The sequence below is a fragment of the Bacteroides sp. HF-162 genome (assembly GCF_015679285.1).
Lineage (GTDB): Bacteria > Bacteroidota > Bacteroidia > Bacteroidales > Bacteroidaceae > Bacteroides > Bacteroides uniformis.
The window spans coordinates 1,491,138-1,517,359 of record NZ_CP064937.1 but is presented as its reverse complement, the minus strand read 5'-3'; the positions used below and the strand labels follow the sequence as shown (position 1 = coordinate 1,517,359).

Below are 26,222 nucleotides of genomic sequence, written 5' to 3'. Positions count from 1 at the left end.
TGTCAAGGATTAGGAATTAAGAATTTAAAATAATGCCTAATCTTGAGAAGTGGAGAATAACGGATTCGAACCGTTGACCCCCTGCGTGCAAAGCAGGTGCTCTAGCCAGCTGAGCTAATCCCCCTTCACCATTGATGAAAGACCCGCTAAATCGTAACCGGTCGGTCACCAACTGAGAAGTAGTCCCAGGCAGAGTTGAACTGCCGACCTCTACATTATCAGTGTAGCGCTCTAACCAACTGAGCTATAGGACTGTCAGTCAAACCCTCGCCTTACGGCTCGGCTTCTACTTTTCTCGTATATTTTAATAAACAAGTACGCGCAGTACAAGAGGTTCTTATGGAAGCATAACTTCAAGAACCAACGATCGAGTCGAGACGTCACTCCAGAAAGGAGGTGTTCCAGCCGCACCTTCCGGTACGGCTACCTTGTTACGACTTAGCCCCAATCACCAGTTTTACCCTAGGGCGCTCCTCGCGGTTACGCACTTCAGGTACCCCCGGCTTTCATGGCTTGACGGGCGGTGTGTACAAGGCCCGGGAACGTATTCACCGCGCCGTGGCTGATGCGCGATTACTAGCGAATCCAGCTTCATGGAGTCGGGTTGCAGACTCCAATCCGAACTGAGAGAGGTTTTAGGGATTAGCATCACGTCGCCGTGTAGCTGCCTTCTGTACCCCCCATTGTAACACGTGTGTAGCCCCGGACGTAAGGGCCGTGCTGATTTGACGTCATCCCCACCTTCCTCACATCTTACGACGGCAGTCTCGACAGAGTCCCCAGCATAACCTGATGGTAACTATCGATAAGGGTTGCGCTCGTTATGGCACTTAAGCCGACACCTCACGGCACGAGCTGACGACAACCATGCAGCACCTTCACAAATGCCTTGCGGCTGATCTGTTTCCAGAACATTCATTTGCAATTTAAGCCCGGGTAAGGTTCCTCGCGTATCATCGAATTAAACCACATGTTCCTCCGCTTGTGCGGGCCCCCGTCAATTCCTTTGAGTTTCACCGTTGCCGGCGTACTCCCCAGGTGGAATACTTAACGCTTTCGCTTGGCCGCTTACTGTATATCGCAAACAGCGAGTATTCATCGTTTACTGTGTGGACTACCAGGGTATCTAATCCTGTTTGATACCCACACTTTCGAGCATCAGCGTCAGTTACAGTCCAGCAAGCTGCCTTCGCAATCGGAGTTCTTCGTGATATCTAAGCATTTCACCGCTACACCACGAATTCCGCCTGCCTCTACTGTACTCAAGACACCCAGTATCAACTGCAATTTTACGGTTGAGCCGCAAACTTTCACAACTGACTTAAGCATCCGCCTACGCTCCCTTTAAACCCAATAAATCCGGATAACGCTCGGATCCTCCGTATTACCGCGGCTGCTGGCACGGAGTTAGCCGATCCTTATTCATACGGTACATACAAAAAGGCACACGTGCCTAACTTTATTCCCGTATAAAAGAAGTTTACAACCCATAGGGCAGTCATCCTTCACGCTACTTGGCTGGTTCAGACTCTCGTCCATTGACCAATATTCCTCACTGCTGCCTCCCGTAGGAGTTTGGACCGTGTCTCAGTTCCAATGTGGGGGACCTTCCTCTCAGAACCCCTATCCATCGATGGCTTGGTGGGCCGTTACCCCGCCAACAACCTAATGGAACGCATCCCCATCAATGACCGAAATTCTTTAATAGCTGAAAGATGCCTTTCAGATATACCATCGGGTATTAATCTTTCTTTCGAAAGGCTATCCCCGAGTCATCGGCAGGTTGGATACGTGTTACTCACCCGTGCGCCGGTCGCCAGCAAAGAAAGCAAGCTTTCTTCCTGATGCCCCTCGACTTGCATGTGTTAAGCCTGTAGCTAGCGTTCATCCTGAGCCAGGATCAAACTCTTCATTGTAAAAGTATCGTGACTGCGCAAATTAAAAAAATCAAAATGCGACAGCTTGTTATCTGTTCAGGACGCTCGAATTCAAAAGTTTATCTTTACCTATATAAAATAAGTATTGACGGTTCTCTTGTTTTACCCAAGGCAATTCCCCATTGATAAAAAAGCCTTGCTCTTGTACTACTTGTATTGTTTATGTAAATCTGTTCAAAGATCGCTCGTTTCACGATTGCTGTTCTTTTCAGAAAGCGGATGCAAAGGTAAGAACTTTTAAGTATATCCTCCAAATATTTTCGGAAGTTTTTTTTCTTTTTTTTCTCTCTTTTCTCTTTCCTCGTCGTCTCTCTTGTCGAAAGGGAGGCAAAAAGAAAAAGAAAGAAGAACCAGGCACCGTTTCTTTTAAAAGAATGTCAACTCGCGCTGCTTTCATTTTCAAAAGCGGGTGCAAAGGTAAGAACTTTAAAGCATAACTTCCAAATATTTTCAGAAGTTTTTTTTTCATTTTTCTTTTCCAAGGCCGAAGTTCCGGAAGAAACCGATGGCAAAGAAGAGAAAAATGGAAGCTTACCGCTCCGTTTTACTGTCAGAATGTCAAAACATCGCCGCCTTCGTTCCCGAAAGCGGATGCAAAAGTAGGCCTTTTATGGACATCTGCAAAATTTATACACGGTTTTTTTTGAGAGATTCCATGAACTTTTTCATAACTCACTGATTGATAGATATGTTTTAAAGCATGTTTTTTAAAGGAAACTGGGATAAGGAAAGGAAGGGACACATTATATATATACGCGCGCGCAATACAAGCTCCAATTCATACCTTGACATAGACCACTGAACGGCCGGCACCGCGCTTGCGAATCACGCCGGAATCGATAAATGTCTGCAAATCCCTCGAAGCCCGGCGGGCGGTGACGTGGACAAGGCGGGAATATTCTGCACGAGTGATACAGATATTAGCCTCCAGAAAGTCCATCATGCTTTTTTCACGGGCAGCCATGTCGCCCATTGCTTTCGGTTTATCCGGAAAGAAGCGTTTATCCGCACGTTCCAACTCCATCTTACCTGCCACATAACGTTTGAATTCGATGCTGGGACGGAATTTCACCGTGGACATCTTGACCGACTCCGCACGTACTTCTTTCTTATTCATCACCGGATGGGTACACTTCAGCGTGGTGCTGAAGAAGCCAAGTCCCTCTATCTCCACCGTATAGCCCTTTGCCAGCCAGTCTCCAAGCGTAGTGGTGATAGCTTGCACAATACCCACAACCATGGCGTGGGGCATATGTTCTTCACGAAAAACCCGTTCCATGAACTCTTTACCGGAAATGGTTCCCTTGGAACAGACACGGGCATGTAGCGACTTCGGTTCCTCGCCTTCGGGGACGGGCGTTTCATAAAGGTCATAATAAGCACTCATAAAATAATTTAAATTAATGGTTTATAGAGAATTGAGGGAAACTTGCAGCAAACTTGGGGAAGAAATGTTCTCGAAATCGGCAGAAGCTGGCAGTAAAGGTACTAATTATTTTTCTTGCCACAAGGATTTTACTTTCTTTCCACTGCCGTATTCTTTTCTTTCCACAGCTGTGGAAAGAAAAGAATACGGCAGTGGAAAGATTAGCATCTAGGATAGAAAAGGATAACTCCCAATGGGTCTGTCTTTAGTTCTTGGCAGGCAAAGAAACAGAAGCCTCCAATATCGGGGAGACAGACTCCCAAACCTGAGCATCAATACTCTGCATTCCTTGCACAGAAGGATGCCCCCATTGTTTATCAATGTCGTGCAAACGAATATTCTCGATGCCATAGTGCCGGCAAATTTCATCCATGGAATCAGTTACCTCTTCGGATAATTCAGAATTGGTAATATTATAAATCCTGGCCGCAGGATAGAGCTGCTTGAGAGATGCAAGCAGATAGCAAAAGGCAGGACGGAAGCTATACAAATCGGCTTTCGTCCAGCCATCATATTGGTATGCGCCAATGGGGGCACCTGCCCAGCTGTCATTGGTACCGCCAAAAACAAGGATTATGTCGGGGGTGCCGAGGTTGTGAATACGGGTGATAAAAGAACGGTCGGAGTAATCGGCTTTCTCGTAACCGGTATGACAGACGGTGGAGCCGGAATAGGAATTGTTGCGTTCCAACTGAAAGCCGTGCTCATGGATGAAACGGTACCACCAGGTTTCCTCCACCTTTGTCACATCATTCTCTTTCTTTTCGCCGGGAACTCCATACCAGCAGAGATTGGCGGCAGGAGAGACATGACCGTAAAAAGTGGAATAGGAATCGCCAAGAATAGAAACTTTCTTTTGAGCAAACACCCCTGATATAAGGGGCAGGGAGAAAATAGCCAGAAAAAACAAGGATTTGCAGTTCATAATCAATAGATTTTTATGTCGTATGCCGCAAAGTTATAAAGTTTGTCCCGGTTTGACGGCAGGAGACCGTAGTTTTTTTGCCATAGCCCGCTTATATGAAAGTTCCTCTACCGCCGGATTTCCACAAAAAAGGAAATGCCGGATTGATAGAGGAGCAAGAGAATGAAGATGAGAAAGAGTATATTTTACTCCCGCCCTCCACCGAGGGCTTGATAGAGGTTGATGATACCTTGTATTTCATCAAAGCGGTGGGCTACCTGTGTCAGTTAGGCAGAGAGTAGCCCCTGCTGGGCAGTGAGCACTTCCAGATAGGTGGAGGTGCCGTGCCGCATCAGTAACCGGGTGCTGCGGACGGTAGTTTCCAGTGAAGTTATCTGCCTTGTGCAGAGCTCCGTCTTTCCACGGGCTACCTGCACTTGGGTCAGAGCATTGTTCACTTCGCTGCCGACATTAAGCAAAACTTGCTGAAAAGCGAGCCTGGCTTCTTCCTGCTGTGCTTTGGCATCTTGAGCTGTGCCACGTTCAGCCCTTTGTTGAACAAGGGTTGTGTCAGCGAGTCGATGACAGACAGAAGAAGTTTTCCGGGATTGACAATCATGCTTCCTGCCGAGTTGGTCCAGCCAGCTGTACCGCTCAGGGTGATGGAGGGGTAGAAAGCAGAACGGGCGGCATTTCCCTTACCTGCTGCCGGAGGTCGAGCAGCGAAGCTTCCACCTGGGCGACAGTTGGCTTCGGATTGCGAAACACTCGCCTCGTTCGTCATGCCTGCAGCCATCATGGCTCGCATGGTGCGTGCACTTTCGCGCCAACTGGCGGCTGTTTCTTCGGAAATGCGGTATTGCTCGTCAAGTATCAGCAAGGTAAAGGTTGGCCACATAGCTATCAGCGAAGTGCTGACGGCTTGTTCGTACTCCAAACTTTGAAGGTAGAGCGCTTTGGAGCAGCGCATGGCACTGGTCAAATTAGCCCAAATATCGACTCTCCAACTTGCCGAGGCAATACCGGAATAGGTCCACGAACCTTTGGAATTGTCGAAACTGCTGACGCCACACTGCGGAGTGAGCATAAACGAAGACAGGTACGAAAGTTTGGCCGACATCAGCGTGGCTTCTGCCTCCCTGATGCATTGCTGGGCGGAAAGCAAGTCGGTGTTGCCTTGCAAGATTTGCTCGATGAGCGACTATAATTGCGTGTCCGTAAAAAGCTCGAGCCAGGAAAGGGAGGCGATGGAGACAGTGTCCGATGCCGCAAACAGACTCAGGCTATCCAAACTTTGCCCGTCCAAATCGTGTTCATAAAGTCCATCGGTTGTGATGTCCTCCGGGCGCTGGTATTTGGTATAGATGCCGCAACTGGTCAGTACCAAGCCGGCGACAGCTAATACTGAAAGAGATTGCCGACAAATACCGTTTTCCCGACCAGTTTTTTTTCGGACGATATTTCAAGAAACACACGAGAATGTCACCCAAGGAGTATAGAGCAAAGAGAACTGAAGCATAAGCATACATAAATCCCCCTTATCCTCTACCTCTTTAGTATTTTTTGCGTATATTTGTCAGACACTAATTTAATCAATTCAATGCCATGAGAAAACTTACACACATGCTCCTTGCAGGTACCCTCGTCCTGGCCTGCTCTTCATGCGGGGTAGAAACAACAGCCAACTATCAAGTCATCCCCCTGCCCCAGGAAGTTGCCTTGAGTCAGGAATCTCCCTTCAACCTGAATGCCGGTACCATCATCGCCTACCCCGAAAACAATGAACTTTTGAAACGTAATGCTGAGTTTCTGGCTGAATATATCAGCCAGTCCACCGGCCACACCCTCCAGACAGAAGCCCTTGCCCCGGGGAGCGAAGCGCCCAAAGGCGCCATCACATTAGGACTGGATCCGGCTATCCGCAACCGGGAAGGCTATGTGCTGACCGTCAAAGCCGACCGGGTGACCCTAAACGGCCAGACCGAGAACGGAGTGTTCTACGGTATACAAACCCTGCGTAAATCAATCCCTGCCGAAACCAAAGCCACCTCTATCCTATTGCCTGCCGGCAGCATCCAGGATGAACCCCGCTTCAGCTACCGAGGCATGCACCTCGATGTGGGCCGCCACTTCTTCCCCATTGAGTTCATCAAGAAATACATAGATTTACTGGCACTTCACAATATGAATACCTTTCACTGGCACCTCACCGAAGACCAAGGCTGGAGAATAGAAATAAAGAAATATCCCAAGCTGACGGAAATTGGCGCCTGGCGCGACCGTACCGTCATCGGCCGGAATACCGAAGAGTATGACAATACCCGATATGGCGGTTTCTATACGCAGGAACAAGCCAAGGAAATCGTAAAATATGCCGAGGAGCGCTATATCACGGTCATCCCCGAAGTAGACCTGCCCGGACACATGCTTGCCGCACTGGCCGCCTATCCCGAAATGGGATGCACCGGTGGACCGTATGAAGTGTGTCCACGTTGGGGAGTATTCGAAGATGTGCTGTGCATCGGCAACGAAAAGTCCATGCAGTTCCTCGAAGATGTCATGGCCGAAATCATTGACATATTCCCTTCCAAATACATCCACATCGGCGGTGACGAAGCTCCCCGCACCCGTTGGGAAAAGTGTCCCAAATGCCAGGCGCGTATCAGAACCGAAAAATTGAAATCCGACAAGAACCATACAGCCGAAGACCGTCTGCAGAGTTATTGCATGACACGTATCGAAAAGTTCCTCAATAGTAAAGGACGCCGGATTATCGGCTGGGATGAGATTCTGGAAGGCGACGTCGCTCCTAACGCAACTGTTATGTCATGGCGTGGCTCGGCAGGAGGAATCAAAGCGGCCCAACTGGGACACGACGTGATAATGACACCCAACGACTATTGCTACTTTGATTATTACCAAAGTGAGGATACCCGGCACGAACCATTTGCCATCGGAGGCTTTGTCCCATTGGAAAAAGTATACAGTCTGAATCCTACCGCCTCACTGACCGAAGAACAAGCCAAGCACATACTCGGCGCACAAGCCAACCTTTGGACAGAATACATCCCGACCAGCGAGCAGGTAGAGTATATGGTTCTCCCCCGTATGGCCGCCCTTGCCGAAGTACAATGGACACAACAGGAAAAGAAAGATTATACAAACTTTACTACCCGACTGGCCGGACTCATCAGCCTCTACCGGAGAGACGGGCTCAACTACCGGGAACCCTTCCGACAGCAGGCAGACTCCACTGCTACCGAGAAGAAGTAATCAGAACTGGAAATAAATAAACGGCTGTATCTCCGAACTTTTCATCTGAATGACCAGATAGATTACAGCAAGCACCAGTACCGCCTTTCCCAACAAGGGAAGGCGGATTACTGTTTTTGTGCAGGCACGTTCCCAACTGTCGGGCACAAAATGCAGGAAATATCCCAATGCCATCAATGCGAACACTTCCCAATAGCCTGCCACCAACTGCGGGAAGAGTTGCGGACGGAAAGTAGTGAATATCTGCCTCAGCATATCCATTGATGTGGAAAACTCCGCATTACGGAAGAATATCCAGCAGAAACAAACAAAATGGAAAGTAATAAGCACCCCGAAGAACCGGCGAATGCCACGGCTTTCCGCACCTTTCTTATGTCCGGTGAGCGTCAGCCAGCACTTGTGGGCTGCAAGCGCAACACCGTGCATCATCCCCCAAAGGACAAAATTCCACGAAGCTCCATGCCACAAGCCACCCAGGAACATGGTAATGATGAGATTGGCGTACTGGCGGATTTTCCCCTTCCGGTTGCCTCCCAAAGAGATATAAAGATAGTCGCGCAACCAACTGGAAAGCGAGATGTGCCACCGCCTCCAGAACTCCGTAATGGAAGCGGACTTATAGGGAGAATCGAAGTTGATATTGAAATGGAAACCCAGCAACAAGGCAATGCCAATAGCCATATCACTGTAACCGGAGAAGTCGCAATAAATCTGCAAGGCATAGCCATAGACACCCATCAGATTCTCCACCCCCGAATAAAGAGTAGGATTATCAAAGATACGCTCTACGAAGTTGACACTGATATAGTCCGATATGACCGCTTTCTTGAAGAGTCCACTCACGATGAGGAAGATTCCACGCCCGAACATCTCCCTGGAGACAAACAGTGGACGGCGGATTTGCGGAATGAAATCACGGGCACGTACAATAGGCCCCGCCACCAACTGGGGAAAGAAGGAAACATAAAAAGCATAATCCAATAAACTGCCCAGAGGCGTTATCTGGCGACGATACACATCTATCGTATAGCTCAACGACTGAAAAGTGAAAAAAGAGATGCCCACCGGAAGGAAAATATCCATTGCCGTGAACGTTCCTCCCGTCAGCGAGGCAAAAGTTTCGCCCAGGAAATTGGTGTACTTGAAGTAACACAACAATCCCAAATTGATGAACAGACTCAACACAACCCATGCCTTACGTAGCCAGGGAATAGCCTCGCGTGCCATCAAACGTGCAATGAAAAAGTCACAGACCGTCACCAGTCCAAGCAGGAAGAAATAAGTGCCACTACTTTTATAATAGAAGTAATAGGAAAACAAGGTGACAAACAGCAAACGCGCCGTCGTCCGGCGTTGCAACAACAGATAAACCAATATAAAAGCGACAAACAGCCAGAGGAAAATACCACTGCTGAATATCATCGGGGCTTGCGGGTCATAAGTGAAGACATCGCGCAAACGGTCCAAGTCTATATTCAATCCGGATAAAAATTCTTCAATATTCCACATAATCGTTATAAGCTTTTAACAAGGCCTGGCAGAACAGCTCGCCTTGCAGGCGGTAACCGTCCGGCAAATAATGTACATGGTCCGGACGCATCAATCCGGCTTCCTGCCAGTTGAGGCAGGCACGGTGGGTACCGCCAAGTATTTCGTACATGTCCCATACCGCCAATCCGTTTTCATCGGCATAGCGGCGGATGGTCTGCACGGCAACGGCAGTACGCGGATTAATCTTATAGGTCCGACGACGGCGACGCTGCCGGAAACTCTCGTAAGAGCCCGGAGGAGTGGTCATCAACATCGGTACATTCGGCAGTTTCTCGCGAAGCATGCGTACAAGGTCGTCCATCTGGCGATAGTGCAGCATTGTATTGTAACGGCGGTTATGGCTTTCGTTCGTCCCGAAGGAAAGAATAAGCAGGTCGGGATGTAGAGCCGCAATATCAGCAATACGGTCCGGACGGGTGAAAGTAGTACAAAATGCACCGTTGATACCTACATCGGTATAAGAGACTGCCCCGAAAGTGTCCTGCATCAACGCACCGGTGGTACGGGGGAAGATATGGCCGCGTATATGGCTGTCGCCCACATGTACGATGCGAAGCGTATCAGCGGAAGCGCCCAGCCGGGACAGACGCAACTTCTCCCAGAAAGGATTAAGAATACCCAGACTGTCGGTAAGTACATTCTCCTTCATTTGCCGGAATGCGGCGGGAAAAGTTATCAAAGGGACAGACACCGTATCCGTACGTTGGGAATAGAGGCAGAGAGTATCACAATCCGCTCCACCGGTATGACACGAAAGGCTGCCTGGCAGTATGTCTTGTGCATGGAGCGGCCGTATCGCCGCAATCAGTACCAGCACCGCGCAGCAAATCATACATCGTAAATCGTACAATCGTAAATCCTCCTTATGGCTCCTCTTCATAGTAGGCCCTCCTTCTGTCATACTGTTCCTTGCCATAAATCAAAGACTCATAAAGTAATCCCGCAAGATGCTTTCCACCACGGAAGTTGATGTGCGTATAATCATAATTGGCCAGTGACGGCTTGGCATGCACCATGTCTGCCATGCTGCCTTCCCCACCCATGGCCTCGAACATGTTCCAGAAAGCGACAGCCTCATCCGCTGCCAGATTCTGCTGATAACGAACCAGATTCTTGATGCCAGGCATGGTACGCAGCTCCCCTTCTTCGGTCTTATAGTCCCTATCGCCCACGCTGACTATGAGGATGGCTGCTTGCGGAAAGGCCTCCTTGAGATGCTGCACCGTTGTCTGCATGCCGGCAATGTACTTGTCGTAATTCCGTCCGCGCTCTGTAGCCACATTCAGTCCGTACTGCAGGATTATCAAATCGTAAGGACGCTGTTCGTTGAACTCGCGCATCATCCACACGGGAACAGAACGGAGGGAGAGGCCGGAGCTGCCACGCAGTGAGAAGTTATCCAGCACAATGCCGGAAGTACCGTCCATGGCAAGGCCATAAAACAAGGTGGAGTCCGCACTTTCCACCGTCCAACGGACAGAACCGATATTTCCCTCTACCGTCATCTCCTGCAAATCATCAATCGGCTCAAAAGTCTCAGTAGTTGCTTCGCCACGATTGACGCGGACAGAAAGGGTGGTTGTGCCACGGTTATAGAAAAAAATACTGGCACGCTGGCAGGTGTCCAGACGGGAGGCATAGTTCTTCTGCCCCCGCAGTTCCACATAAGCACCGGTATTCGGAATAAAGTAATGTCCGGAGACTCCCAGCTTGCTACGGTCAAAGAACACGGAGTCCATGACAGAATGACTCTCCCATCCGCTGAAGGAATGACGCACTGTAGGGCGGAAGCCACTGGTCATGGACGTAATGGTGACAAAACCTACTCCGCAACCGCCATATTTCTGCTGAAGCATCTCGCGTAAATCAGCCGTCAGAATATCCGCTTCGATAAAGGAGTCGCCGAAGTAGGCGATACGAACCGGACGGGGTGCTTTGGCAAGCTCGTCGAGTGCCTGATAGAACCGCGTCATGCCACGCATGGTAGAATCGCTGTAATCTTCAATGCACGTCATGCCCGCACGGCAGGTGTCCACAAAGGCGGGCTTCACCTTCGGGGGCGGAGGCAGCAGGCTGTCCGGCTCACTCACCGGCTTGGAAGGACGACGCACGTCCCCCAAGATATCCACACGCCTCAGCACACGGCCACCCATCGTAATACTTGGCAACAGATGCATCAGCAACAATGCACCCCATACGATAAACGCCAACAGACCCGTATATTTCAATGAATTCTTTTCCATACCTAATGTGGCCGCAAAGATATAGATATAGGTTGAAAAAATCTCTCCGGACAAAAAAGAATTATCCCCGAAGAAACAAGATTTTTTCTCCGGGGATAACGGTTATAGACAGAGCAGACCCGATTAAATGGTCTGTTCGATATTCCAAACAAAAGCACGGAGTCCGAGTTGCTCGGTCTCCTTGTCCATCCGATGGAGCGCTTCGAGCAGCGGAGCCACCTTAGCCTCATCTATGATAGTGATGATGGCGGAACACATACTGGGCCAGGCATGGCTGCCATAGTGCGGTTCTCCCGTCTTACTGCCACGCCCCTGTACTTGCTGCCAATAGCTGAAGCCGCGGCAGTTGTGACGATCAAGCAATGCCATGATACGTTCAAAGAACGCTTGGTCGAATGTTATAAATACTGATTTCACGCTATATAATGTTTAGTGATTAATGTTTAATGATTAACGGATAATGATTAATCATTGTTTACGTGGTTTCGTCATCTTCTCCTTATGCAACTGGTAATAATCATTCAGCTCACGGTCTTTCTTAATCTTCTTACGTGTGCGCCGAATACCAACACCTGCAAACGAGCAATAGAGTACAGGGACAAGAATCAATGTCAGAATGGTAGATACCGTCAGACCGCCAATTACGGCAACCCCCAACGGACGCCACATCTCGGCACCTTCACCCTGCCCTACAGCCATCGGCACCATACCGAGGATAGTGGTCAGTGTAGTCATTAATACCGGACGCAAACGGCTGCGGCCTGCCGTGACTACAGAGTGAAGCACCGCTTGACCACGTTCGCGGCAAAGCGTGATGTAGTCGATGAGTACGATACCGTTCTTCACCACAATACCAATCAACATGATTCCACCCAAAAGCGACATCACATTCAAATTGGTTCCCGTAAAGAATAATGCCATCAACACACCGCTGAATGCAAATGGAATGGAAAACATGATGATGAACGGATAACTCAAAGACTCAAACTGAGCTGCCATCACAATGAATACGAGAATAACAATCAATACAGCCAGCGTTCCCAAGTCGGAGAATGAATCCTGTTGGTCCTCATACGAACCCGAAATCTGGATAGAAACACCACTTGGTAGGTCCATCTTATCAATTATAGCATTACCATCGGCCACCACATCGCCCAAAGGTGCTCCCGAAATAACCGCAGATACAGTAACAATACGCTCACGGTCTTTACGTTCGATGGTAGGAGGAGCAGAACGCTCGACTACTTTGCCGAGGTCTTTCACGCGAATACCCTCACCGGAAGGCGTATAAATAAGGATGTTCTCCAAATCTTCAATCTTTGTACGGAATTCGGGAGCGTAACGCACACGGATGTCGTACTCGTCACCATCTTCGCGATAATAAGATGCCAAAGCACCATTTACACGATTACGCAGATAGTTGGAGGCAGTAGAAAGATTCAAGCCATGCAATGCCAGCTTCTCACGGTCAAAGTCCACCTGATATTCGGGCTGATAATCCTGACGGCTGATGTTCACTTCACTCACACCTTTCACCTGCAACAATTTCTCTTTCAGTTCGGCTGACACTTTGTCCGTCGCGGTGAAGTCGTAACCATAAACCTCAAAGTCGGCACTTGCCTGGGCGCTCATGCCGCCTGTGCTACCGCCCAGAATAACCTGCGCCTTGTCCAATTCAGGATACCCCTTCAAGTCCTCACGCATTTCGTCGCAAACGGTTTCCAGTGTCACGTCACGGTCTCCCGGACTCACCAGACTGATATTGAAACTAATGATATGACTACCGTTGTCCTGCATGGAAGCAAACGTATTGTCAGAGTCCGCCTGCCCCACAGTGTAGTTGCAAACTTTCATCATATCTCCGTAGCGCGTCATCCACTTGTTTGTCAGTTCCGAAGCCAATGCTTCCGCACGCTCCACACGGGCCCCGATGGGCAACTGAAGGTTGATACCGATGCGGCTATTGTCTGCTGCCGGGAAGAACTCGGTACCGATGTACTTGGCACAGAACAGACTTGCCACAAAGAATGCGGCACAGCCTGCCATAACCGTCAGACGATGGCGCACAGCCCAGTTCAACCGGTTCTGATACCACACGTCAAGACCGTCCAGCGCACGCTGAATCGGCGTATAGAGCGTAACGAACATCTTACTCTGCTTTTTCTGCAAACGCAGAAGCTGCGCACACATCATCGGGGTGAATGACAAGGCTGAAACTGTGGAAACCGTCATAATCACACACATCATCCATCCCAACTGACGGAATAACACACCGGACATACCACTTACCATCGTCAATGGGAAGAATACCGCAATCATAGTCAGCGTAGATGCAATTACGGAGATGGCCACCTCGTTCGTGGCATGTATCGCTGCCTGCTTCGGTTCGGAACCCCGTTCAATATGGGTCGTTACATTCTCGAGTACCACAATGGCGTCGTCCACCACGTTACCAATAGCAATAGAGAGACAAGAGAGCGAGATGATATTCAGTGAACCGCCGTCGATGATACCCAGATAGATGAACGAGGCAACCAGTGACATCGGTATGGTGATACAAATAATGACCGTGGCACGCCAACGCCCCAAAAAAACGAACACCACCAAGATAACGAACAGCATAGCGTACATAATGGTTTCCTCCAAGCTGTCTATTGTATTCAAGATGTTATCGGAAGTATTGACAATGATCCCCAGCTTCACATCGCTCGGCAGTGACTTCTGCAACTGCGGCAACATATCAATTATCTTCTGCGAAATAGCTACAGAATTGGCACCCGATTGTTTCTGCACCACAATCATGGCGCCCTGCACACCGTTGCTATACGTCTTCTGTGCACGTTCCTCCACAGAGTCCACAACTTTTGCCACATCGCGCAGATAGACGGAAGCACCGTTGTGCGTACCTACCACGATGTTCTCCATCTCTTTGGGATCCTTGAACTCACCTTCCACACGCAGCGAATAGGTATTGCTACCCACATCGAACGTACCGCCCGGCGTATTCCGGTTTTCGGCACTGATAATAGAGCTGATAGTTTCTACAGAAAGGTTGTAGGCATCCAGTTTATTGGGGTCGCAATATACATTGACCTCACGCTTGGGGGCACCCGAAATGGACACCGTACCCACACCGGGCACACGCGCCAAGGGATTCGCCACGTTGTCATCCAATATTTTGTAAAGAGCCGGCTGGCTCTCCTCCGCCTGCACGGAGAGCAGCAGGATAGGAATCATGTCCGTACTGAACTTGAAGATGATGGGAGTTTCGACCTCATCGGGCAGCATGGAGCTCACCATGTCCAGTTTATCACGCACGTCATTCGTCAGCACGTCTATGTCATATCCATACTCAAACTCTTATGCCAACAAATTTATTATGCAAAGTGACTTAAACTAAATCGCAGCTACAAAAGTAATTATAAAAATATAATCATTTATTTCTTTACATAAGAATTTCATTAATTTAAGTGCGGTGATATTGCCACAACTTAAATTAATGACGTATGAATGATCACTCAACAACTTTTGAAGCAGTCACATCCTCTATGCTGAAAATCTTAAAAGAGGATTTTTCTCGTACAGATAGTACATTGGAAGGCTATGCATGGAAATGGAATCAATTAAGGCAGTTCATGGAGAACAATGATTTGCATTCCCTCACCCCTAAAGTCTGCGATGATTTTTTATCTTCTCTTTATGGTTCTAAAGATTTAACTTCATTAAAATCTGGTGACAAGAAATTTTTATCCGCTATCTTACTCCTGAAAAATTACCTCATTACAGGCCAAGTTATTCCAAGAAAAGTTCCGGTAGAATTGAAAGGAGAGATTGGCAGTTTGATGATGCAATATATATTATCTCGAAGTCAAGAACGCTTGTCCGGACACACTATCTACAATCACAAACAAATATTCCATCGTTTCCTTGATTTTCTAACATCTGCAAAAGTAGCCTCCATAGAACAAGTTGAGATTACCCACATCATTAAATATCTTAATACCATTGGTACTAAATATAAATCTGTAGCAAGTATATCCATCCATATTCTACGTAACTTTTTCCGATATCTATATGAACACAAAATTATAGATATGGATTTAGCGGCATTTATTCCAAAAGATAATTATAAGAAACAGCCTAAGCTACCGTCAGCTTACACTTCTGAAGAAATAAAAAAGATAGTGTCTTCTGTGGATAGAAGTACGACTACAGGAAAACGTAATTACTCAATTATTCTATTAGCCACAATGCTTGGTTTGAGGGCTTCTGATATAGCAAATTTAAAGTTTGAAAATATATTGTGGGAGGATAATGCCATACGTTTAATCCAGCATAAAACAAATAAGGAATTAGAACTGCCACTTCTACCGGAAATAGGCAATGCTATTATTGAATATCTACGGTATGGACGTCCAAAGTCCCAGTCATCATATATATTTCTCTTGGCACGTTCTCCCTATACTCACATAAACCAACCGGTCATATCCCAGATAGCCAAGAAATATTTTCTTAAAGCCAACGTAAATATAAAGAACAAGCATCATGGCGCACATGCCCTTCGACATTCCTTAGCGACACTTCTTTTAGAAGAGCAGGTAAAGCTCCCTGTTATAAGCGAAGTTTTAGGGCATGAGAACACGGAATCAACAAGTTATTATCTAAGAATAGATATCCAATCACTGAAAAAATGCTCCCTTGATGTATCACCTGTATGTGAAAACTTTTATACCCAGAAAGGAGGCTATTTTTATGAATAGAAATTTTAAAGGCATTTACGCCTCATTGATAAGAGAGTTTGTGAGCTTGAAGCGCAGTATGGGATTTAAGTATATTGGGGGAGAGTTTGTCCTGACTTTATTTGATAGATTTACTATTGAAAGAAATGAGACTGCAATAGGTATTACCAAGGAGTTGTCAGATGCATGGTGCAAGGAACGTGACAATGAATCCAATAGTTACCATTATCGTAGGTGCTATATTTTAGGTGCTTTCTCTTCGTTTCTTAACAAAAAAGGAATCCGCTCATATATACCAAGAACCCCGTCATTGAGAAATACCTTTATCCCTCATATCTTTTCATCAAAAGAGATAGAACGAATTTTTACGACATGTGATAATATGCAAAGTGGAAATAATGATATGAGATCCTCTTTTTTTATAATGCCTTCACTGCTTCGCATGTTATACGGAACAGGAATACGCATAGGTGAAGCCTTGTCTCTGCTCAATGAAGATATTAATCTTGAGGAAGAATACTTCATTTTACGAGATACAAAAAACGGCAAAGACAGGATTGTCCCATTTTCCACTTCTTTAGCAGAGGTTCTTAAAGATTATGTTGTACATAGAAACAGATTACCCGTAAAGATATCAGATACTACTCCCTTTTTTATCACACTTAAAGGAAGGGCTTGTGACAGGGATAGCATATATCGTCGATTTTGCAAAATACTCATTCAAGCAAACATTCCCAAAGACCGCATACGTCTGCATGACTTGAGACATACATTTGCCGTTCACTCTCTTGCTAAAATGGCTGAAGAAGGTATGGATTTATATTGTTCTTTGCCGATCCTATCAACTTACCTTGGACATCAATCTTTGCGGGCGACGAATAACTATGTTCGGCTTACGTCAGAGATGTATCCCGAATTAATTAGAAAAATAGATATCATTGGTTTTGATATTTTCCCTAAAATGTGACATTTATGAAACCTACAAATTTTTCAAAATATCTAACAGACTTCCTTCTCCGGTATTTGCCCCATGAAAGAGGAGCAAGTACTAATACGATCCATTCATACAGGGACACATTTACCTTATATCTGGTATACATGGAAAGTAAAGGTGTAAAAGCTGAAAAACTGACAATGGAAAGTATAACAAAAGAGAATATCTTGTCCTTCCTTGATTGGTTGGAAACAAAAAGAAGTTGCTGTACATCAACACGTAATCTTCGCCTTGCTGCCATACAATCATTTTTTAAGTACCTCCAATATCAGAGTTCAGACCATCTATACGAATATCAAGAAATAATGGCTATAAATAATAAAAAGAGTGTCAAGCCTATTATGAACTATCTAACGGTAGAAGAGATGAAGATTCTTCTGCAACAACCAGATACGACCAAACCTAAAGGTCGTAGGGATCTGGCGTTATTGTCACTTATGTATGATACAGCGTGTAGAGTGTCAGAAGTAATAAGCCTAACTCCGCAATGTGTTCGATTAGATGAACCATATACTGTAATAATCACGGGAAAAGGGAATAAAAATAGAGTTGTACCAATGCTTGAAGAACAGTTGGATATACTGAAAATATATATGAAAGAGAATGGATTGTTGAGATCAGAATGTCTACAACATCCGCTATTTACAAACTGTTGGGGCGAAAAGCTGACAAGAGCAGGGGTGGCGAATATACTGGATAGATACATCAAAAAGGCAAAGCTACTTCATCCCACGTTAATGAAGGGGAAAATAAGCTGTCATAGTCTTAGGCATAGTAAGGCAATGCATCTGTTACAAGCTGGGGTTAACTTAGTTTATATTAGAGATATTTTGGGGCACGTGAATGTGCAAACTACAGAAATTTATGCAAGAGCGGACTCAAAAGTGAAACGGGAGGCTATAGAAAAAGCTTATATTAAAGTTGTTCAGGAGGTGGATACTAAACCTATGTGGCAAGGAAATGAAAAGTTAATGGATTTTTTAAAGTCTTTCTGATGAAAATATTATGCAAAGTGATGGAGATAAATCTTTTTATAATTACTTTTGTAGCTGTGATTTAGTTTAAGTCACTTTGCATAATAAATTTGTTGGCATAAGAAATGTTATGCAAACCTTTACATAACAATTCCAGCGTAATCACGGAAATATTCTCCGACGAACGGGAAGTGATATGCTTCAGATTACTGACCGAGTTCAGCACGTTTTCCAACGGACGGGTCACGTTGTTCTCAATGTCCGAGGCACTGGCACCCTGATAGGTCGTCATCACCATAATGGTGTTGGTCTCGATGTCCGGATAAAGGTCTACCGGCAATTTCGACAGAGAGAACAGACCAAATATAGCCACTGCCAGGAAGCAGAGCGAGGTCATAATCGGTTTCTTAACCGCTCCTTCGTATAAACTCATAAGATTAATTCTTTAATTTGCCAATGTGCTAATATGCTAATTGGCTGCGCAATGTAGCTACATCGGCACATTAGCATATTATCACATTACCATATTATTTTTCTACCTCGACTTCCACACCATCGGCTAATTTAGACTGCCCGGCAATAACAACTCGAGAGTTATTGTCTACACCGGAAATCAACTCATACTCCGTATCCATACGACGGCCAAGCTCTACCTTATTATAAGACACCTTGCCGTCCTTGTAGACATAGACATAGCGGTCGCCTGAACCGGCACGCTTCACAATGGCCAGGTCGGGAACAACCACGTGGTCCTGTGTTCCGAAGTTCAGCGTGGCGCGGGCAAACATTCCCGGACGTACGCGCTGATCACGGTTGACAAGCTGTATCTCTACCGGGAAAGTACGGGTAGCCGGGTCGATGGTAGGATAAACAAGGCTGATTTTGCCTTCAAACTCCTCGTCACCATAGACATCTACTTTCACGGATACGGGAGCGCCCTTCTTCACTTTGGTAAAGTAGCCTTCGGATACGTTGATGTATAGTTTTACCGGAGTGATTTGCTCCACTACCAGTACCGGTTCTCCACCACTATACATATCTCCGTTATCGTAATTGCGTGCCGTCACCACCCCGTTAATGGGACTGAGCAACGAGGTGTTCTCCAAGAGATTCTTATAGGAAGTCTCACGAATGTCGAGATTCATCTTGGCGGCATCCCACTCCGACTTGGAGGCACCGTCTACCTTATACAACTCGTCAATACGCTTGAACTCTATCTGCTGGTTGTCCAACTGATATTTTATCTGCTTCAGATTGGCAGCATCCATGCTGACCAGCTTCTGGCCTTTCGACACGCGGTCGCCCACCTCCACAAAAATGCGGTCTATACGCACCGGAGAAGAGGGAGCAATATTGTTTTTTACTTCGGCTTCCACCGTAGCGGTGTATTCCTGAATCTGTTCCACGGGACGGGACGACACCTCGGCCAGTTTCACCCTCGGCTTTTCGTCCACCTTCTCAGCAGCAGCTTTATCACTACCTCCGCTACATGCCCCCAACATGGCAACAACCAGCAGGGCCATCCATTGAAAACCTTTTTTCATATCGTTGTTCTTATTTCTATTCTTCATTCTTAGTTCTTCATTCTTCGTTCTCTGCAATATAATCCTTTCCCAGCACTTGGTCAAGGTCAGCCTTCGCTACCAGATAATCATAGATGGACTGATTGTAAGTCAGTTCAGCCTCCGTAAGCTGCACTTGTGATGTGTTCAGTTCCAACACCGTACCTTTGCCTACCTCATAGCGTTTACCGGCAATCTGCACAGCTTTCTGTGCCTGCATCACATTCTCGCGGTTGCTGACAACCTGCTCGGAACTGGCAGCCATGTTGTTCTGGTAGCTGATAATCTGCATGTTCAGCTTTCGCTCTGTGTCCAGACGGTTCTGCTCCAACTGACGTATCTGAATACGGTTGGACTTGAGCTTGGTGAAATTGCTTGCCTTATACAAAGGAATACTCAGCGTAAACATCAGTGCGGAACTTCCGCTCCAATTATAATCGAGGATGTTCCAATCCTCGTTGTAGAGTGACTGGTACTGGTAAGAATAGTTCATACCCAAAGTAGGCATGAAGTTGGCACGGAGTGACTTGATGTTCTGATTGAGCATCTTCCGGTTCAAGTCCAACTGCTTCATCGTCGTATTATTGTTCAGATTGGCAGCGGGCTGATTCAGTTCATTGGCAAACAGCTCCGTCTCATAGTTGCCGAGATTGTCGGCAATCTCTATATCCACATCAGCCGTTACCCCCATCAGTACCTTCAACTGCAACTTGGACAACGTCACGGCATTACCCGCCGAAATCACATTCGGCTTAATGCTGCGCATCTGCACCTCGGCACTGATTTTATCGAACTCACTGACGGCCCCCTGCTGATACTTGGCATTGACAATGTTGTAGTTGTCTTCCGCCAGCTTATAGCTCTTCTGCAACACATCGTAGGAGTCTTGTGTCAGCATCAGCTGATAATAACCCTTAGTTACCTGGTTCACCAAGTCCAGCTTAGAAGCCCGTGACTTTTCCACAGCCAGTTCAATGTCTGTCTTCGTCATCGACATGGCCTTATATACGCTAGGGGCGAATATGGGCAAACTGATATTCAGCACCCCGCTTACCGTATTCGAATTGTCCATACCCATCTTGAACGACTGTCCGCCAAGATTCATCTGTGCCGCACTGATGGTATGATTCCACGTACCGTCAATGCTTGCCTGCGGAAGCAAGTTCTGCCAGTTTTCCTTGTGAGTCACTTTCTTCAAAGCAATTTCTTCCTCCGCCACCTTTATGGTAGGATTGTCGCTTAAAGCAATCTCCAAGGCACGGTCAAGGGTCAGGGTCAGGGTATCCTTTGCCTCTTGTGCGCGCACATAGCCGCCGGCATACAGCACAGCAACTGCCAACAGTAGTGCTCTGCCTACCCAAAATCTCTGCATCTTCATAAATCAAAAATAGATTATTTATTAAAACTACTCCTTCGTTTCATCCGGCTTTACCTGATTCTTGCGATATTCGCAGATAAAGTCCTCCAGGACACGGGCACCCTTCTCCGTAGAGATACCGCGCAAGAAAGTGAACATGATAGATTCGTACACTTCAAGGAAAGAATACTCATTGCAGATGTCCGAATTCATCAGCAAATCGAGCTGGTCGCGCACAAGCAGATTGATAATGGCGAAATTCACATCATCACGAAAAATGCCTTGCTTCACGCCCTCTTTGAAGAAGTTCACTGTATCTTCCGAGCTTCGGTTCCGATTGTTCTTCATCAACTGATAAGCCTTGGGATATTTCTTGATATCCTCGAAAAACTTCTTGTTCGTGGCATGAAAACGCTCTATGCTCCACTGATAACATCTCAACAAAACTTCCAATACGTTGTTGGAAGTCTCTATGACTCCTTTCACAAAAATATCACCATCCTTCTGGGACTTCAGGATACATTCTTCCAGCAAGGTTTCCTTATCCGGAAAAACTTCGTAAAGAGTGCGCTTAGAGATACCCAAAGATGCTGCAATCTCATCCATCGTGATACTTTTTATTCCATTTGTTGTAAATAATTCTACAGCGGCCAGAATGATACGTTCCCTTAGTTCCACCCGTGATGTTGAATGCTTCGTGTGTTCGCCCATTTTTCTTCCCTTTCTAAACTAAAACTATTTTTATTCATTATCGGAATAAAACGAGACAAATATAGAAAGAAAACTCAATTTACCAATTAAGTTTCCTTTCTTATTGTTAACAGATTAATAATTATTATGTTTCTGGCAGATTTATTGGGAAGTTCCTAATAATCAAACTTTGTCCGGTTGAGGAAAGCGACTGTCTTATGGATTTCCTTATACATCACGATGTCCTCCTTCACAAAGGGAACTTCCTTGCGGTATTCGTGCAGGAAACGCTCCAAAACGGGAGAAGTCTTTGCCGGACGGCGGAAGTCAATGCCCTGAGCGGCATTCATCAGTTCGATGGCAAGGATATGCTCCAGATTATCCATAATACGATAAAGCTTAGTAGCTGCATTGGCACCCATGCTGACGTGGTCTTCCTGCCCGTTGGAGGAAACGATGGAGTCGCTACTGGCGGCATAGCAGTACATCTTGTTCTGGCTCACCATAGATGCGGCGGCATATTGCGGAATCATGAAACCGGAGTTCAGACCGGGATTGGCAACAAGGAATTCCGGAAGTCCGCGCAACCCCATGATAAGCTGGGCGATGCGCCGCTCGGATATATTGCCCAGTTCTGCCAGGGCGATGCCGAGAAAGTCGTAGGAGATGGCAAGCGGTTGGCCGTGGAAGTTACCGCCCGAAATGATACGGTCCTCATCGGGGAAGATAGTGGGATTGTCAGTCACGGAATTGATTTCCGTCAGCAGAACGGAAGACACGTAACGGATGGCGTCTTTCGTTGCCCCATGCACCTGAGGGATGCAACGGAACGAATAAGGGTCTTGCACATGCTGCTTGGGACGAGCTACCAGCTCGCTGCCTTCCAATAGCTTGCGGAAGTTGGCACCCGTTTCTATCTGTCCCTTGTGTGGACGAATCTGCTGGATACAGTCCATGAAGGGATCGATACGTCCGTCGAAAGCTTCCAGGGAAAGGGCGGCAATCAAGTCGGCTTTCTTGGAGAGACGAAAGGCTTTGAGAATGGCAAAGACACCGTTGGCACTCATAAACTGGGTGCCGTTGAGTAATGCCAATCCCTCTTTACTCATCAGCTTCACCGGTTCCCAGCCGAACTCGTCGAGCACGCTGATAGCCTCGCGCTTCTTTCCTTTATAATAAACATCGCCCACACCGATAAGCGGCAGGAAGAGGTTGGCCAGAGGAGCCAGATCGCCGGAGGCGCCCAGTGAACCACGGTCATACACAATAGGCATCACGTCGTTATTGAAAAAGTCGAGGATACGCTGCACGGTAATAACCTGCACACCGCTATGCCCCAAAGAGAGGGCATGCGCCTTGAGCAACATCATCAGCTTGATGATGACGGGACGTATCTCCTCGCCCACACTGCAAGCATGGCTCTTGATGAGATTCTCCTGCAAGGTGCCCAGCTCGTCCGACGAAATGCTCTTGCTGCACAACGAGCCGAAACCGGTGGTAATGCCATACAAGGGTTCTTCCGACTCCGCAATCTTCTTGTCCAGATAATCGCGGCACTTCTGTATCCGCAGCTTGGCTTCCGGAGCCAGCTCCAGTTTCAAGTTTTCATTAATGATGCGTTCGATGAGGTCGAAGGTCAGCTCACCGGAACCTACGTAATAGACATTGTTCATACTTTCAGCTCTTGATTGATTTCGTCCAACAATTCCTTTTCTTTCGCACAAGCCAAGTGTTCCAATTCATCGGCTTCACTTTGGAGCTTGGACACAAACTCCTTGTCCTTCAACGAACCCAGGTTGATGCGTACATTCATCAGTGCGCCCAGCACAGCCGAACGGGCAGACATCATGGCTACACAAGCATCCGTAACGGCATTGCGATTGCCCATGCGGGCTATATCCATGATGACTGTCATCAACTCATACGCATTGCGTGCCACCTGCATAGGAACAAGGGCAGCAAACTTGGTAGCCTCCTGAATGGCAGCACTGCGCGCCGCTTTTTCCTCATCCGTAGCTTTCGGCATCTTGAAGCAGGCAAACACCTTGTTGTAGGCCTCAGAGTCGCGGTCTATATCTTCCACAAAAGCTCCCTTCTGCTGCAAGGCAACTCCGGAGACATGGCGCATCAGCTCTTCGTGAAGTTCATAACCTTTCTTGCCGATGGTGAGGTTGGCAACCATAGCGGCAAGAGCAGAAGCAATGGCACCGTTCAAAGCGGCAATACTACCGCCACCGGGGACGGGATCACTACCCGCCACTTTATTCAAAAATTCCTTTACTGTCAAATCAACTAACATGGTAATAAATTATTAAGGATTAAATATTAATGTTCAAGGAGCTCTAAAGTCCCGGATAAAGAACTCCGTTCTTCACGGTGGTATTGACACAATTCATCCCGACGTAATAGGGCAAAAAATGATAATTGTCCGTATCGAGGACTACAAAATCCCCTTTTTTGCCCACCTCGATACTACCAATGCTGTCCGCACGGTTCAAGGCGGCTGCACCGTTCAAGGTCAGGGCAGTGATGGCCTCTTCAACACTCATTTTCATATAAATGCACGCCAAGGCAAATGTCAGGGGGATGGAACCGGAGAAACAACTGCCCGGATTGAGGTCGGTGGCAAGAGCCACGGCACAACCGGCATCAATCATTTCGCGTCCACGGGCATAGGGTTCCTTCAAAGCAAAGGCTGTCAGCGGAAGAAGGGTCGCCACAACTTCTTTATTGGCCATGGCGCGGATGTCCGCATCCGAAGCATGCAGCAGATGGTCGGCAGAGACGGCAGAAAGTTCAGCAGCCAGTCCAGCACCACCTAATGGTACAATTTCATCGGCATGGAGTTTCAAGGCAAGTCCCATTTCCTTGGCTGCTAGCAAAAGGCGACGAGACTGTTCGATGGAGAAAACACCCTGCTCACAGAAGACATCGCAGAACTCTGCCAAATTATTATGAACCACTACGGGCATCACTTCGCGGATAATGTAGTCCACGTATTCGTCCGTCCGCCCGTTGTATTCTGCAGGCACAGCATGTGCGCCGAGAAAAGTGGAGACAACGTCTACACGCTTGTGCTCGTCATTATTAAGGCTACGCATCACCCGAAGCTGCAGGAGTTCGGTTTCCTTGTCCAGACCGTAGCCGCTCTTTCCCTCTACGGTAGTCACTCCCATAGCACTCATCTGCTTCAGAAAGCCCTCCGCCTTGCTGCGCAGCTGGATGAAATTGCATGCACGGGTAGCCTTCACCGTACTCACGATGCCTCCTCCACGTTCCATGATGGACATGTAACTCTCTCCCTTCAAACGCCAGGAGAACTCCTCGGCACGCTCGCCACCAAACACAAAATGTGTGTGTGAGTCCACAAAGCCGGGCAGCAGACACTTGCCGCGGGCATTGTAATGCCAGTAGTGCTGATAATAGCCGTCACGCTCCTCTCCACGGTTGGGACCGACGTAGGTGATGACACCGTCGGTCACTTCCACCGTAGCATTGTCGATGATGCTCAGTTGCTCCATCTCGCTGCCGCGACGGGCGGAAAAACCGAGGGGGGTCACGACACGGGCATTGAATATAATAAGGTTCTCTGTCATAAAGCCTCTCCCCTAACCCCTCCCCCGTAAGGAGGGGAATTAAGTTAGTACTATTTAATTCGGTTACATTCGTGCTTCTAAAACTTGCTCCATGGAGAAGTTCTCCAATCCCAGATAGTAGGACGCTGTATCTATCAAGGCCTCCATCGGCACCAGACCGATAATCTCACTGCCCACAATGCTGACACCGTAGCGGCGGGCTTCCACACGCACCAGTTCGAAAGCACGGTAGAGGGCGGTGCGGGTATAGTCCGTCATGTTGATGGATACCTGCGTGATGCCGCGATCTTTCAACTCCACTCCCATTGCCTTGCAATAACGCAGTCCGCCGCCGATGAAACGGATTTTCTTAGCGATGTCATGGGCTATCTCCAGACTGGGAGTATTGAGGTTGATGTTATAGGCCACCAAAGGCATGCGGGCACCGATAGCTACTGTGCCTGCGGTGGGATGACGTTCAGCCGGTCCAAAGTCGGGATGCCATTCCGGTTGCTTTATCTTCTCGGCCATACCTTCGAACTCTCCTTTACGGACAGCGGCCAGATTCTCCCGATGAGGGGCAGAAGCAGACTTTTCATATAAGAAGACAGGAAGATTGTAACGTTTTGCAACCTCCTCGCCCACCTCTTTGGAGAGGGCAACAGCTTCTTCCATCGTCACATTCCGGATGGGGATAAAAGGTACTACATCTACAGCACCCATACGAGGGTGCTGTCCCTGATGGTGATTGAGATCTATCAGCTCTACCGCTACGCCGATAGCTTCGAGCACAGCATCACGAAGCGGTTCAGGCTCACCCACTACGGTCACCACGAGGCGGTTATGGTCTTCATCGTTGCTGTAATCCAACAGTTTCACACCTTGTTTGCTCCGAAAAGGAGCCACTATCTTATCTATCTTTTGCAAATCGCGCCCTTCACTGAAATTGGGGACGCATTCCATAATTCTGTCCATAATATTCTAATATGCTAATGTG

The 26,222-nt window shown here is 47.4% G+C and carries 19 protein-coding genes, 2 tRNA genes, 1 rRNA gene and 4 pseudogenes; 5 read left to right on the top strand and 21 right to left on the bottom strand.

Annotated elements, in window-relative coordinates; genetic code table 11:
* Positions 1-50 precede the first annotated feature (50 nt).
* From ITJ87_RS05950 to ITJ87_RS18965, 8 genes and pseudogenes are all read right to left on the bottom strand, one after another.
* Positions 51-124: transfer RNA gene (locus tag ITJ87_RS05950), tRNA-Ala, on the bottom strand.
* A gap of 56 nt (positions 125-180) precedes the next feature.
* A tRNA-Ile gene (locus ITJ87_RS05945) sits at positions 181-254 on the bottom strand.
* Positions 255-389: 135 nt separating this feature from the next.
* Positions 390-1,916 (bottom strand): 16S ribosomal RNA (locus ITJ87_RS05940).
* A 229-nt stretch (positions 1,917-2,145) separates the two neighbouring features.
* On the bottom strand, positions 2,146-2,406 hold the full coding sequence (locus ITJ87_RS05935; protein ID WP_196096316.1) for a hypothetical protein: 261 nt from the start codon (positions 2,404-2,406) through the stop codon (positions 2,146-2,148).
* A gap of 309 nt (positions 2,407-2,715) precedes the next feature.
* Complete coding sequence (locus tag ITJ87_RS05930; protein ID WP_117966530.1) at positions 2,716-3,324, bottom strand: HU family DNA-binding protein; 609 nt, start codon at positions 3,322-3,324, stop codon at positions 2,716-2,718.
* A gap of 244 nt (positions 3,325-3,568) precedes the next feature.
* On the bottom strand, positions 3,569-4,288 hold the full coding sequence (locus ITJ87_RS05925; RefSeq protein ID WP_117601038.1) for an SGNH/GDSL hydrolase family protein: 720 nt from the start codon (positions 4,286-4,288) through the stop codon (positions 3,569-3,571).
* Between the two features lie 185 nt (positions 4,289-4,473).
* Positions 4,474-5,441 (bottom strand): annotated as a pseudogene (locus ITJ87_RS05920) (TolC family protein); the annotation flags it as partial.
* 27 nt (positions 5,442-5,468) lie between these two features.
* Positions 5,469-5,654 (bottom strand): hypothetical protein, encoded by a 186-nt coding sequence (locus ITJ87_RS18965; protein ID WP_370293083.1) that lies wholly within the window; start codon positions 5,652-5,654, stop codon positions 5,469-5,471.
* Between the two features lie 11 nt (positions 5,655-5,665).
* Between ITJ87_RS18965 and ITJ87_RS18650 the strand changes: the two are divergent.
* Both ITJ87_RS18650 and ITJ87_RS05915 read left to right on the top strand, forming a co-directional pair.
* Positions 5,666-5,788 (top strand): annotated as a pseudogene (locus tag ITJ87_RS18650) (AraC family transcriptional regulator); the annotation flags it as partial.
* Between the two features lie 84 nt (positions 5,789-5,872).
* Positions 5,873-7,540: a beta-N-acetylhexosaminidase gene (locus tag ITJ87_RS05915; protein ID WP_117601037.1), complete on the top strand. Its 1,668-nt coding sequence runs from the start codon at positions 5,873-5,875 to the stop codon at positions 7,538-7,540.
* Here the strand turns inward: ITJ87_RS05915 and ITJ87_RS05910 are convergent, their stop codons facing one another.
* The 5 genes and pseudogenes from ITJ87_RS05910 to ITJ87_RS05890 all read right to left on the bottom strand — a co-directional run.
* Positions 7,541-9,049 (bottom strand): MBOAT family protein, encoded by a 1,509-nt coding sequence (locus ITJ87_RS05910; protein WP_117966528.1) that lies wholly within the window; start codon positions 9,047-9,049, stop codon positions 7,541-7,543.
* Positions 9,036-10,007 (bottom strand): SGNH/GDSL hydrolase family protein, encoded by a 972-nt coding sequence (locus ITJ87_RS05905; protein WP_226791299.1) that lies wholly within the window; start codon positions 10,005-10,007, stop codon positions 9,036-9,038. The genes ITJ87_RS05910 and ITJ87_RS05905 overlap by 14 nt, the downstream gene beginning before the upstream one ends.
* Positions 9,955-11,334, bottom strand: a complete 1,380-nt coding sequence (locus ITJ87_RS05900) for an SGNH/GDSL hydrolase family protein (protein ID WP_117966538.1) — start codon at positions 11,332-11,334, stop codon at positions 9,955-9,957. Before ITJ87_RS05900 ends, ITJ87_RS05905 begins: the two co-directional genes overlap by 53 nt.
* Positions 11,335-11,457: 123 nt before the next feature.
* The gene (locus ITJ87_RS05895) at positions 11,458-11,751 is read right to left on the bottom strand and encodes a PG0541 family transporter-associated protein (RefSeq protein ID WP_005825638.1); all 294 of its coding nucleotides are present in this window, start codon (positions 11,749-11,751) and stop codon (positions 11,458-11,460) included.
* 51 nt (positions 11,752-11,802) lie between these two features.
* A pseudogene (locus tag ITJ87_RS05890) lies at positions 11,803-14,694 on the bottom strand (efflux RND transporter permease subunit); the annotation flags it as partial.
* A gap of 146 nt (positions 14,695-14,840) precedes the next feature.
* Between ITJ87_RS05890 and ITJ87_RS05885 the strand changes: the two are divergent.
* The 3 genes from ITJ87_RS05885 to ITJ87_RS05875 are packed head-to-tail and all read left to right on the top strand — an operon-like array spanning position 14,841 to position 18,062.
* A complete protein-coding gene (locus ITJ87_RS05885) occupies positions 14,841-16,094 on the top strand; it encodes a site-specific integrase (RefSeq protein WP_008024682.1) in 1,254 nt (417 codons plus the stop codon).
* Positions 16,087-17,040 carry a tyrosine-type recombinase/integrase gene (locus ITJ87_RS05880; RefSeq protein ID WP_229091420.1) on the top strand — a complete coding sequence of 318 codons (954 nt, stop codon included), beginning with the start codon at positions 16,087-16,089 and terminating at the stop codon, positions 17,038-17,040. Before ITJ87_RS05885 ends, ITJ87_RS05880 begins: the two co-directional genes overlap by 8 nt.
* Positions 17,041-17,045: 5 nt before the next feature.
* Positions 17,046-18,062, top strand: a complete 1,017-nt coding sequence (locus ITJ87_RS05875; protein WP_008024684.1) for a site-specific integrase — start codon at positions 17,046-17,048, stop codon at positions 18,060-18,062.
* 130 nt (positions 18,063-18,192) lie between these two features.
* Here the strand turns inward: ITJ87_RS05875 and ITJ87_RS05870 are convergent.
* The 8 genes and pseudogenes from ITJ87_RS05870 to ftcD form a co-directional block, all read right to left on the bottom strand.
* A pseudogene (locus ITJ87_RS05870) lies at positions 18,193-18,474 on the bottom strand (efflux RND transporter permease subunit); the annotation flags it as partial.
* Between the two features lie 94 nt (positions 18,475-18,568).
* Complete coding sequence (locus tag ITJ87_RS05865; protein ID WP_117974776.1) at positions 18,569-19,585, bottom strand: efflux RND transporter periplasmic adaptor subunit; 1,017 nt, start codon at positions 19,583-19,585, stop codon at positions 18,569-18,571.
* 37 nt (positions 19,586-19,622) lie between these two features.
* On the bottom strand, positions 19,623-20,981 hold the full coding sequence (locus ITJ87_RS05860; protein WP_117966522.1) for a TolC family protein: 1,359 nt from the start codon (positions 20,979-20,981) through the stop codon (positions 19,623-19,625).
* Between the two features lie 27 nt (positions 20,982-21,008).
* On the bottom strand, positions 21,009-21,671 hold the full coding sequence (locus tag ITJ87_RS05855; RefSeq protein WP_117966519.1) for a TetR/AcrR family transcriptional regulator: 663 nt from the start codon (positions 21,669-21,671) through the stop codon (positions 21,009-21,011).
* A gap of 155 nt (positions 21,672-21,826) precedes the next feature.
* The gene (gene hutH / locus ITJ87_RS05850) at positions 21,827-23,323 is read right to left on the bottom strand and encodes a histidine ammonia-lyase (protein WP_117601030.1); all 1,497 of its coding nucleotides are present in this window, start codon (positions 23,321-23,323) and stop codon (positions 21,827-21,829) included.
* Positions 23,320-23,949 (bottom strand): cyclodeaminase/cyclohydrolase family protein, encoded by a 630-nt coding sequence (locus tag ITJ87_RS05845; protein ID WP_117601029.1) that lies wholly within the window; start codon positions 23,947-23,949, stop codon positions 23,320-23,322. The genes hutH and ITJ87_RS05845 overlap by 4 nt, the downstream gene beginning before the upstream one ends.
* A 43-nt stretch (positions 23,950-23,992) precedes the next feature.
* Positions 23,993-25,246 (bottom strand): imidazolonepropionase, encoded by a 1,254-nt coding sequence (hutI, locus tag ITJ87_RS05840; RefSeq protein WP_117966516.1) that lies wholly within the window; start codon positions 25,244-25,246, stop codon positions 23,993-23,995.
* A 63-nt stretch (positions 25,247-25,309) separates the two neighbouring features.
* Entirely contained in the window at positions 25,310-26,200 is an 891-nt protein-coding gene (gene ftcD, locus ITJ87_RS05835; protein WP_117966513.1) for a glutamate formimidoyltransferase, read from the bottom strand.
* Between the last annotated feature and the right edge of the window lie 22 nt (positions 26,201-26,222).